We start from the raw sequence: 11082 nt of genomic DNA, 5'->3' as shown, positions 1-11082 counted from the left end.
CCAAAAGGTCAACACCCATTACTATGTACGAAAAAACATTTCCCAATAAACGATTCAAGCATACTTTAGAATTTTTACAAAAACACATTTCAACTTCTGAAACCATTTTTGATTTAGGCGTTCCCAACCCTTTCTCAAAAATCATGGAAGAAAATGGATATACTGTAAAGAACACCACTGGCGAAGATTTAGACAACAATCAAAACGCCTTACAATCTGAAGACTATACGGTTTTTACTGCCTTCGAAATCTTTGAACATTTATTGAATCCTTATACTGTTTTACAAAATGTAAAATGCGACAAATTATTGATTTCAATCCCTCTTCGTTTATGGTTTTCACCCGCTTATCGCAGCAAAACTGATATGTGGGACAGACATTACCACGAATTTGAAGATTGGCAATTGGACTGGTTGCTAGAAAAAACAGGCTGGAAAATTATCGCAAGAGAAAAATTCACACATCCCGTAAAAAAAATAGGCTTCCGTCCGCTATTGCGTTTTTTCACACCAAGATATTATATTGTTTATGCTGAACGAGCCTAAAAACAAATCACAAAAATGAAATTCCAATTTCCAATTTGGACTCATCCAATCATTAGGAATTTGGAATTTTAAAATTTAGGAATTTTATGAAATACTACATCGTCATACCGTCCTATAACGAAGAAGCTTTAATTGGTTTGACATTGCAATCACTGATTTCGCAAACGGTTTTGCCTTCAAAAATTGTGGTGGTCAATGACAATTCAACAGATAGAACTGCCGAAGTTGTATTGGAATTTGCTAAAAACAATCCATACATAAGTTTGGTCAATAAATCATCAGAAAACATACATCTACCGGGAAGTAAAGTCATTCAAGCTTTTGAAAAAGGATTCGAAACCTTGGACGATAACTATGATTTAATTGTTAAGATTGATGCTGATTTAATATTTCCTCCCAATTATTTCGAAACCATTATTAAACATTTCAAATCCGATGACCGCATTGGAATGGTGGGTGGTTTTTGCTACATCGAAAAAAATGGGGAGTGGATATTAGAAAATTTAACTGACAAAGACCATATTCGTGGTGCGCTAAAGGCCTACAGAAAAGAAACTTTCAAACAAATTGGCGGGCTAAAACCAGCTATGGGCTGGGATACTGTAGACGAATTGTTATGCAAGTTCTACAATTGGAAAGTAGTCACCGACGAAAGTTTGCATGTAAAACACCTTAAACCAACTGGCGCAAGCTACAACAAAGCCGCTCGATACAAACAAGGCGAAGCTTTTTACAGTTTGGGTTATGGGTTTATCATCACAGCTATTTCATCATTAAAATTGGCCATGCGAAAAGGAAAACCCCTTTTATTTATTGACTACATAATGGGTTTTTGGAAAGCGAAATCATCTGGAAAACCATTATTTGTAACACCCGAGCAAGCTAAATTTTTTAGAAACTACCGCTGGAAAAAAATGAAAGAAAAACTGTTTTAACCAGCAGTTGAAAACTAATCACTATTTTTGGTACTATTTTACAACCTATGATGCTACTTCGCTACATATCACAAATCGGAAAATATTTCCTGATGCTCAAAGAAATCTTCATCAAACAAACCAAATGGTCTGTAATGAAGAACCTTATTTTTAAAGAAATCGACGATCTCATCATCAACTCTATGGGAATTGTTTGTTTCATTTCATTTTTCGTTGGTGGCGTAGTTTCTATTCAAACTGCATTAAACCTAACCAATCCGTTAATCCCAACTTATTTAATTGGTTTTGCTACAAGACAATCCGTGATTTTAGAGTTTGCTCCTACTTTCATTTCCATAATTATGGCGGGAAAAATGGGCTCATTCATCACTTCTAGTATTGGAACTATGCGTGTAACAGAACAAATAGATGCCTTGGAAGTTATGGGGGTTAACTCGCTAAACTATTTGGTATTTCCTAAAATAATCGCCTTGTTATTGTATCCATTCTTAATTGGCATTAGTATGTTTTTAGGTGTTTTTGGCGGATGGATGGCTGCTGTTTACGGAGGTTTTACCTCAAGCGAATCGTTTATCACTGGAGTGCAGCTGGATTTCATTCCTTTTCATATTACATACGCATTTATAAAAACCATCATTTTTGCGATGCTTTTGGCTACTATCCCTTCTTTTCATGGGTATTATATGAAAGGCGGAGCTCTCGAAGTTGGTAAAGCGAGTACAGTCTCCTTTGTATGGACATCTGTATGTATCATCACTTCAAACTATATTTTAACTCAATTATTACTTGGCTCATGATAGAAATCAAAAACATAGAAAAATCATTTGGCGACAGTAAAGTTTTAAAGGGAGTATCTTGTCTTTTTGAAGCGGGTAAAACCAACCTAATCATTGGTCAGAGTGGTTCTGGAAAAACCGTTTTATTAAAAAGTTTGTTAGGCATTCATTATCCCGAGAAAGGAACTATTTCTTTTGATGGTAGAATTTACTCCGAATTATTGCCTGAAGAAAAGAGGGAATTACGAACAGAAATCGGAATGGTTTTTCAAGGTAGTGCTTTGTTCGACTCTATGACTGTTGCTGAGAACGTAGCCTTCCCTTTACAAATGTTTACACACAATACTCCTTCAGAAACGAAAGACCGTGTAGATTTTGTTTTAAAAAGAGTTAACTTGATTGATGCGCATAAAAAACTACCTTCGGAAATTTCTGGTGGTATGCAAAAAAGGGTCGCTATTGCTCGTGCTATAGTAAATAACCCTAAATATTTATTTTGTGACGAACCCAACTCAGGCTTAGACCCCTATACTTCTACAGTGATTGATAATTTGATCAAAGAAATTACTGAGGAATACAACATTACTACCGTTGTTAATACCCATGACATGAACTCTGTAATGGAAATTGGAGAAAACATCCTTTTCCTAAAAAACGGTGTCAAAGAATGGCAAGGCACAAAAGAAGAAGTTTTCAAAACCGACAACGAAGCAATTGTGGACTTTGTTTACTCTTCGAACTTATTCAAAAAGGTAAGAGAAGCTTATTTAAAAGGATAAAAAAAGGCTTGTTTCAATTTTGAAACAAGCCTTTTTTAATTTAGCAATCCATCTAATTGTTGCTAACAGCAATCTGTTACTCTTTCAATTTATTAGCAATCAATTTTATATCTTGTTCTTTGCTTTTTGGATAAATCAACAACACATCTTCTTTATCTACAATAATAAAATCGTGTAATCCATCTACAACAACTAGTTTTTTTGCCGCAGTACGAATGATATTATTAGAAGCATTTTCTAAAATCACTGTTGCATTCACTACCGCATTGTCTTGTTTATCTTTAGGCAGTTTATCATACAATGATCCCCAAGTTCCTAGGTCATTCCAATCAAAAGTTGCAGGCAAAACATATGTGTTTTTAGCTTTTTCCATTATGGCGTAATCAATAGAAATATTTTCAGCCAATGGATAATATTCTTTTATAAAATCATTCTCCGTTGGAGTATTATAACTGCTATATCCATTCATAAAATGCGCCAACATATTTGGTTGAAAGGTTTCGAAAGCTTTTAGAATGGCATTAATACTCCAAATAAATATACCTGCATTCCATAAAAAGTGACGACTTTGAATAAACTTTCTAGCCGTAGCATAATCTGGCTTTTCGCGAAACTGTACTACTTTTTTAATAGGCCTACTATCCAATTTATCATATTCGATATAACCATAACCCGTATTAGGAAAAGTAGGCAAAATCCCCAAAGTCATTAGTGTCTCTTCTCTTTCGCATAAATCAAAAGAAAGCTGCAAATTGGCTACAAATTGCACTTCATCTTCAATCCAATGGTCGCTAGGAGCAACAACAACAACAGCATTAGGATTCATTTTTTTGATTTTTAGCGAAGCAAATAAAATACAAGGAGCTGTATTTCGCATAGCAGGTTCTAAAACAATTTGTTCTTGACTCACCATAGGCAATTGCTCAAGTACAATAGCATTGTATACTTCATTGGTGAGAATCAGGATATTTTCTTTTGGAATTAACTGCGACAATCGACTAAATGTCTTTTGAATCAAGGTCTCTCCAGTTCCTAACATATCGTGAAATTGTTTTGGAAACTCTGTAGTACTTACTGGCCAAAAACGAGAGCCTACTCCTCCAGCCATCAAGATGGCATAATAATTTTTATTCATGGTATTTTATGTCTTTTAGCACATTAGCAAAAGCTAAATATACTTAATTAATGAGGCAAAAGTTCTACTTCAGCATTGGGATTAAACAAATACATCCGATTGGAACTCAACTCTACACATTCGTATCTTTTTGTTCTTAGGGCTCCTTTTTTGAAAATTTTTCCATTATGAATTCTAAAAATACTTCCATAAGGGATTTCAAAGATATAGTTTTTATCGTTTTGTTGGTCAAACTGTTTTAGCGCCAAAGCTAAAGTAGCGTCTGTATCACTGCTCGCTGCAGGATTCTTAAAGTGTCGGGCTAATAATGGCAATAGATGATTGGGGAAAATTTCGGGTCTAATAAACGGAACCATCAAACGCTGAAAAGTATATTTCCATTCTGCTCCATGGGGTTTGATGTTGCGTCCAAATTTTTCAAAAGCCACCAAATGAGCAATCTCATGAATTAACGTAATCAAGAAACGATATTTATTGAGACTAGCGTTTACGGTGATTTCGTGCTTTCCACTCATTCCCTTACGATAATCTCCGTGGCGAGTGACACGCTCATTCACAATCTTTAAATGCACTTGATTCGCAACAATCAGTTCGAAAACTGGCTTTACGGCGTGTTCTGGTAAATATTTTAAAAGGGTATCGCTCATATTAGTTCCCCCTTTGGGGGCCAGGGGGCTAAGGATTACTTGTCGTGACTTGCAATACTTTTCCGTTGTAGTATTTATTTCCGGTAAGCGTGAAGTCGAAAATGTATTGAGCCATTTCAGCAGCCGAAAGTGGGGCTTGATACCCAGGAAAAGCTTCTTCAAGCATTTCGGTTTGTACGGCACCCAACGCTAATACGTTGAAAGCAATGCCTTGCTCTTTATATTCTTCAGCCAATAATTCTGATAAAGTAATTACTGCTCCTTTGCTTGAACTGTAAGCCGCTAAACCTGCAAATTTTAAACTACCCTGAACGCCTCCCATAGAACTAATCGTTACTACGTGGCTTCCTTTTTGCAGATAAGGCAAAACGATTCGCGTAAGATTTGCTACTCCAAAAACATTGACTCTATAAATGGCTTCAAAATCAGCTTGAGTGATGGTCGCAAAAGGCTTATTCAACAAAGCGCCAGCGTTATGTATAATGGCATCCACATTTTTCCAGCTGCTATCCAAAAAATCTGTTACTTGATACAAATCCTCTTCGGTCGATAAATCGACTGACAAACAAGTGATGTTTGCATTTTCGATTAGCGCTTGAGGTGTTTTTCTTGAAATGGCCAACACTTGATAACCCGCATTGGCGAAATGCAAAGCTAATTCATATCCAATACCTCGTGAAGTTCCTGTGATGATAATCTTTTTCATAAGGCAAAAATAAGCAAATGGTCTTATAAACAAACACAGGTTGCTTTAGATTGTTCAACTTCTCATTCGTAAAAAAACGAAAAAACCATTAAAGAAGTAAGATTTGGTAAATTAGGAACTTACCGTCTTAGTTCTTTAATGGTTTAAAATAGTATAGTCTCTGTTTACGAAACCAAACCTCTCGAAATCACAATTCGTTGAATTTCGGAAGTTCCTTCATAAATTTGAGTAATTTTAGAATCACGCATCATACGCTCTACGTGGTATTCTGCCACATATCCGTTTCCACCGTGAATTTGAACTGCTTCGTTCGCTACTTCTAATGCAATTTCTGAGGCATACAATTTTGCCATAGCTCCAGAATGTGCAATATCTTGTCCAGCATCTTTTTCACAAGCTGCTTTCATTACTAACAATTTGGCAGCTGTAATTTTCACGTACATATCCGCCAATTTGAAGGCAATGGCTTGGTGTTTGAAAATCTCTTTTCCGAATGCCTTACGCTCTTGCGAATATTTCAAGGCCAATTCATAAGCTCCAGTAGCAATGCCTAACGCTTGAGAAGCAATTCCGATTCTACCACCGTTCAACACGTTCATAGCAAATGCAAATCCGAAACCATCAGCACCAATTCTGTTTTCTTTAGGAACTTTTACATCAGTAAATAATAAGGAGTGTGTATCACTACCTCGAATTCCCATTTTCTTTTCTTTTGGCCCAATTTCAAAACCAGCCCAACCTTTTTCTACGATAAAAGCATTGATTCCTTTGTGTCCTTTTTCGATATCGGTTTGAGCAATTACTAAGTAAGTAGATGCTGTTCCTCCGTTGGTAATCCAGTTTTTGGTTCCATTTAATAAATAATGGTCTCCCATATCTATAGCGGTCGTCTTTTGAGAAGTTGCATCCGAACCAGCTTCAGGCTCTGACAAACAAAAAGCACCGATAACATCTCCTTTTGCAAGAGGAACCAAATACTTCATTTTTTGCTCCTCGCTGCAATACTTCTCTAATCCCGCACAAACTAATGAATTGTTTACAGACATAATTACTGCTGCAGAAGCATCTACTTTGGCAATCTCTGTCATAGCCAATACATAAGAAATGCTATCCAATCCTGCGCCACCATATTTTGGGTCTACCATCATTCCCAAAAATCCAAGTTCTCCCATTTTTTTTACTTGCTCAGTTGGGAACTTAGAATGTTCGTCTCTTTCTATTACTCCAGGCAGCAATTCCGTTTGAGCAAAATCTCTTGCCGCCTGCTGAATCATTAAATGCTCTTCAGTAAGATTAAAATCCATGTTGTATTTAGTTTGTTTAGTAAGTATTGAAATTTTGAATCCAAAAGTAGAATTTAAATATCAAAAATTCAAACGATTTCGTGAATTTAGCTTTTGTCTAAAACATTTGACAATTATTTCTAAGAAACACTAAAAAATCATTTCCAATTTTGAATTTTCAACTTTGATTTATCTAAATAAAAGCTTCAAAAAAAACAGAAAATCATTCGTTACTAGACGTTTATAAAAGCAGAAAAAGTTAAAATCTAGAAAAAAAACATCTGGAATTGAAAAAATAGTCGTTTTTCCCATTCTTTAAACATCAATCATTTAACACAAAACTCAATAAATCTGTCTTGTTTTAAAACAAAGCATAGCTCTAAAAATAAATTGAACTTAAAATCATTAACAAATACACAATACTTTTTTCAACACAAAAAAACAGTATTGAAAAACCTTGCCTTTGATATAAATTTGCACTCTATTTTTTAATTAAGAATAATTTATGAGAAAATCAATTACATTAACAGTAGTTTTATTTTTAACTCTTTCATTTTCAAACGTATTCTCACAAGAAAAATTTTCCCTTAATGGTGTAACTGTTCCAAGAACCATCGATTTTGAAAATCAAAAATTACAATTAAACGGATTTGGAACTCGAACTAAATTTTGGACAGAGGTTTACGTACAAGCATTATACTTAACTGTTTTGTCTGAAGATGCCAAAGACATTTTAGACAGCGATACTAATATGGGCATTCGTTTGCAAATCACTTCTTCTTTAGTGAGTTCACAAAAATTATCGAAATCTCTTCACAAAGGAATCATAAAATCTATCGGTGAAGAAAATTTACCAAAATTTAAAACGCAACTGGATTTATTAGAAAAACTATTAAATCGAGAAGCTACTGTCGAAAATGACGCTTTCAATTTGATTTATTCTTCTACTGAAAAATCAATTTTAGTTTACAAAAACAACCAACTAGAAGGAAGGATTCCTGGTTTTGATTTCAAAAAAGCCTTTTTCGGAATTTGGTTGTCGGACAATCCTGTAGATGCTGAACTTAAAGACGCACTCTTAGGAAAAGTAAAATAAAAGCATCGTAAATCCCCCTTTTTTGCCCCCAAAAAAGGATATGCCGTTCCTGATATTGTATCAAGAGCGGCACTTTTTATTTAAGTACACTAGTTAACAAAATTGACTACCAACTGAATCACTTCCTTACTTTTCAAATCGTGACCCAAGCCCTCGGTTAAGACCAGTTGGCTGTTTTTCCAGTGTTTGTTTAATCGAATAGAATAATGATGATGCGTCGCTTCATCTCCTTTGTCGTGTATGATTAAAGCTGGAATGGTAAGATGCTCCGCAAATTTTGCAGTAGAAAAATAGCTAGGTAATTGCCCCAATTGCAACTCAAACCCCTTGATTATTATCTCCAAAGCTTTTGAACTCAAACCTAGCGTTTTTTTGTAAAAGTCAAAAAAATCAGAGGCCTCACCAGGAGCGCCCATTATGATTGCTTTTTCTATATTGTGAGACTTGTAATGATTTAAATAATAGGTTGTAGCAAATCCGCCAATGGAATGACTCACAATAGCAGTAACATCAGGATTCCTTTGCAAAAACATATCGATGACTTGCGCATATAAAACAACGTGTATCATTTTACCAGAAGACAATCCGTGGGCAGGAGCATCTAGCGCATAAACGGTAAAGTCTTGGTGCACCAACTGCTCCACATATTTTTTCCATCTAAACGAATGGCTTGCCCAACCGTGTACAAATAGTATTTTTTTGGAACCATTCCCCCACTTATAGGTTTGGATATTATAGTTTTCATACTCAATGACCTCAGAAATACCTTTTTGCAAAAATTGCATTTGGTGTGGCTTCACTTTATGAGCAAAGGGGTTACAAAAAAGTGCAAAACCTTTTCGTTGTAGCATTTTTGGGTGAACATAGGCTAAAATATTAAAGTAAAATCCTATATTTTTTTGAATCACTTTCTTAAATTTCATCTTATTTTGTGTTTTTTGATACCAATCGGTATCGTTTTGTGTAAATTTTTTTATAATAATACATCGGCCACAATCCAATTTTTTAGATGCTTCACTACAGCCTCAATGTCGCTATTTGAATCTTGTAACTTGCTCATCATTATCGCGCCTTCTAGCGAAGAAATCATAACAATGGCTACTAATTTTTCATTCACAATAGCATTGACCTCTTTATGTGTTTTACCATTGATAACAATCGTTTCTATTGAATTTCTAAATACGGTTAAAGCTTGTAACGCTTTGTCTTTTAATACCATTGTGGTATCATCAACTTCAGTTGACACATTCAGTAAAGGACAACCACCACTAAAAAAAGGATTATTAATATAGTCTTGAAAAAGCTCCAAAACACAAAACAACTTATCTCTTGTATTGTTTTCTGCTTTGATTCTTTTTTGCAATGTATTGAAAATCGAATGCATCATATTTTGAAACGCTTCAATTTCCAATTGCTCTTTATTTTCAAAATGGCGATAAATAGCACCTTTCGTCAATCCAGTGGCATTGGTAATGTCACTCAACGAAGTAGCCCGATACCCTTTTGTATTAAAAAGAGTAATTGCTTCTTGTAGCACCTTGCTTTTTGTAATTTCTGACGACTTCATACGCAAAGATACCGATTGGTATCAAATAATTCGAAAAATGTCAAAATTTTTTTTTCGTATGTCGAAAAAAGTAAATTTGCTTAACAAAATAACACCCATTTTTAATGAAAGATTTATTAAAGAAATTCGAAAATAAACAGCCTGAAATCATCTTCAATTGGAAAGATTCTGAAACCGAGGCCGAAGGATGGACCGTAATCAATTCGTTGCGTGGTGGGGCTGCCGGTGGCGGAACAAGAATGCGCAAAGGATTAGATATGAACGAGGTTTTGTCTTTAGCCAAAACGATGGAAGTAAAATTCTCTGTTTCAGGACCAGCAATCGGTGGTGCCAAATCAGGTATCAACTTTGACCCTAACGACCCAAGAAAAAAAGGCGTTTTGCAACGTTGGTACAAAGCGGTTTCTCCTTTATTAAAAAGTTATTATGGAACCGGTGGCGATTTGAATGTAGACGAAATCCACGAAGTTATCCCAATGACCGAAGAATGTGGGGTTTGGCATCCGCAAGAAGGCGTTTTTAATGGACACTTCAAACCTACAGAAGCTGACAAAATCAATCGCATCGGGCAATTGCGCCAAGGTGTAATCAAAGTAATCGAAAACCCAAAATTCTCTCCCGATGTAACCAAGAAATACACCGTTGCCGATATGATTACCGGTTATGGAGTGGCTCAAGCTGTTGGTCATTATTACAGCATTTACGGTGGCGATATCAAAGGTAAAAAAGCGATTGTTCAAGGTTTTGGAAACGTAGGTTCGGCTGCCGCTTTTTATTTGGCTGAAATGGGTGCTAAAATCGTCGGGATCATTGATAGAGACGGAGGATTAATCAACGAAAATGGTTTTTCATTCGAAGAAATCAGAACTTTATTCCTAAACAAAGACGGCAACAAATTGGTTTCTGAAAATATGATTCCATTTGAGGAAATCAACGAAAAAATATGGACTATTGGGGCACAAATTTTCACGCCTTGTGCTGCCTCTCGTTTGGTAACTCAATCTCAAATCGATAGTTTAATTGCAAACGGATTGGAAGTAATTTCTTGTGGCGCGAACGTTCCTTTTGCCGATAAAGAAATCTTCTTTGGTCCAATTATGGAAGATGTAGACCACAAAGTAAGCTTGATTCCTGACTTTATTTCCAACTGTGGAATGGCTAGAGTTTTCGCCTATTTCATGGAGAAAAAAGTACAAATGACCGACGAAGCTATCTTTCAAGACACGTCCGAAACCATCAAAAATGCTATCGTGAAAGCACACGCTTTAAGTGCTGCAAAAAACAACATTAGCGCGACGGCTTTCGAAATCGCTTTGAAACAATTGGTATAAAATCAACATACAAATTTCCCAAAGGTGCGGCTCATCAACCGCACCTTTTTTTATACTATCTAATTGAATTTTTAGGAGCAGCAACAAAAGGCTTTCTGGGCAGCATCGTCCCGCTGTCCGTTATATCTTTGCCTTTTTAAAGAAAAAAGGCAAAGGATGCCACTGCCATCCTTTAGATTTGCTAAATAAATTTAGAGTACTTTTAATCAACAACCAAACTGACAAAGTGAACCTTATCTTCCATCAAAGTTAGCTACTTATGCCCCGATTAGGACTTTGTCA

At 35.6% G+C, this 11082-nt stretch carries 12 protein-coding genes; 6 read left to right on the top strand and 6 right to left on the bottom strand.

From position 1 onward, the window contains the following. The first annotated feature begins 23 nt into the window (after positions 1–23). The 4 genes from ACZ1AQ_RS11215 to ACZ1AQ_RS11200 all read left to right on the top strand — a co-directional run bounded on the left by ACZ1AQ_RS11215 (position 24) and on the right by ACZ1AQ_RS11200 (position 3035). The gene (locus tag ACZ1AQ_RS11215) at positions 24–545 is read left to right on the top strand and encodes a methyltransferase (protein WP_489632993.1); all 522 of its coding nucleotides are present in this window, start codon (positions 24–26) and stop codon (positions 543–545) included. A gap of 86 nt (positions 546–631) precedes the next feature. Then, positions 632–1480, top strand: a complete 849-nt coding sequence (locus ACZ1AQ_RS11210; RefSeq protein WP_489632992.1) for a glycosyltransferase family 2 protein — start codon at positions 632–634, stop codon at positions 1478–1480. Positions 1481–1527: 47 nt separating this feature from the next. Beyond that, positions 1528–2277 carry an MlaE family ABC transporter permease gene (locus ACZ1AQ_RS11205; protein ID WP_489632991.1) on the top strand — a complete coding sequence of 250 codons (750 nt, stop codon included), beginning with the start codon at positions 1528–1530 and terminating at the stop codon, positions 2275–2277. Continuing rightward, positions 2274–3035, top strand: coding sequence for an ABC transporter ATP-binding protein (locus tag ACZ1AQ_RS11200; RefSeq protein ID WP_489632990.1), 762 nt, complete (start codon positions 2274–2276; stop codon positions 3033–3035). Before ACZ1AQ_RS11205 ends, ACZ1AQ_RS11200 begins: the two co-directional genes overlap by 4 nt. 76 nt (positions 3036–3111) lie before the next feature. Here the strand turns inward: ACZ1AQ_RS11200 and ACZ1AQ_RS11195 are convergent, their stop codons facing one another. The 4 genes from ACZ1AQ_RS11195 to ACZ1AQ_RS11180 form a co-directional block, all read right to left on the bottom strand. Next, entirely contained in the window at positions 3112–4170 is a 1059-nt protein-coding gene (locus ACZ1AQ_RS11195; protein WP_489632989.1) for a mannose-1-phosphate guanylyltransferase, read from the bottom strand. A 47-nt stretch (positions 4171–4217) separates the two neighbouring features. Continuing rightward, positions 4218–4817 (bottom strand): SprT-like domain-containing protein, encoded by a 600-nt coding sequence (locus ACZ1AQ_RS11190; protein ID WP_489632988.1) that lies wholly within the window; start codon positions 4815–4817, stop codon positions 4218–4220. 28 nt (positions 4818–4845) lie between these two features. Beyond that, entirely contained in the window at positions 4846–5523 is a 678-nt protein-coding gene (locus tag ACZ1AQ_RS11185; RefSeq protein WP_489632987.1) for an SDR family NAD(P)-dependent oxidoreductase, read from the bottom strand. A 164-nt stretch (positions 5524–5687) separates the two neighbouring features. Further along, on the bottom strand, positions 5688–6827 hold the full coding sequence (locus ACZ1AQ_RS11180; RefSeq protein ID WP_489632986.1) for an acyl-CoA dehydrogenase family protein: 1140 nt from the start codon (positions 6825–6827) through the stop codon (positions 5688–5690). Between the two features lie 484 nt (positions 6828–7311). Here ACZ1AQ_RS11180 and ACZ1AQ_RS11175 point away from each other — a divergent pair, with 484 nt between their 5' ends. Continuing rightward, on the top strand, positions 7312–7902 hold the full coding sequence (locus ACZ1AQ_RS11175) for a chalcone isomerase family protein (protein ID WP_489632985.1): 591 nt from the start codon (positions 7312–7314) through the stop codon (positions 7900–7902). A gap of 89 nt (positions 7903–7991) precedes the next feature. Here ACZ1AQ_RS11175 and ACZ1AQ_RS11170 read toward each other — a convergent pair whose 3' ends face one another. Continuing rightward, entirely contained in the window at positions 7992–8825 is an 834-nt protein-coding gene (locus ACZ1AQ_RS11170) for an alpha/beta hydrolase (protein ID WP_489632984.1), read from the bottom strand. A 50-nt stretch (positions 8826–8875) separates the two neighbouring features. Continuing rightward, positions 8876–9469 carry a TetR/AcrR family transcriptional regulator gene (locus tag ACZ1AQ_RS11165; RefSeq protein ID WP_489632983.1) on the bottom strand — a complete coding sequence of 198 codons (594 nt, stop codon included), beginning with the start codon at positions 9467–9469 and terminating at the stop codon, positions 8876–8878. 104 nt (positions 9470–9573) lie between these two features. Here ACZ1AQ_RS11165 and ACZ1AQ_RS11160 point away from each other — a divergent pair, with 104 nt between their 5' ends. Further along, positions 9574–10800: a Glu/Leu/Phe/Val dehydrogenase dimerization domain-containing protein gene (locus ACZ1AQ_RS11160; RefSeq protein ID WP_489632982.1), complete on the top strand. Its 1227-nt coding sequence runs from the start codon at positions 9574–9576 to the stop codon at positions 10798–10800. Positions 10801–11082: the final 282 nt, after the last annotated feature.

It is taken from the genome of Flavobacterium sp. UM26 (assembly GCF_057922445.1).
The sequence above is the reverse complement of the archived record's forward strand: the minus strand, read 5'-3'. Positions and strand labels throughout refer to the sequence as shown.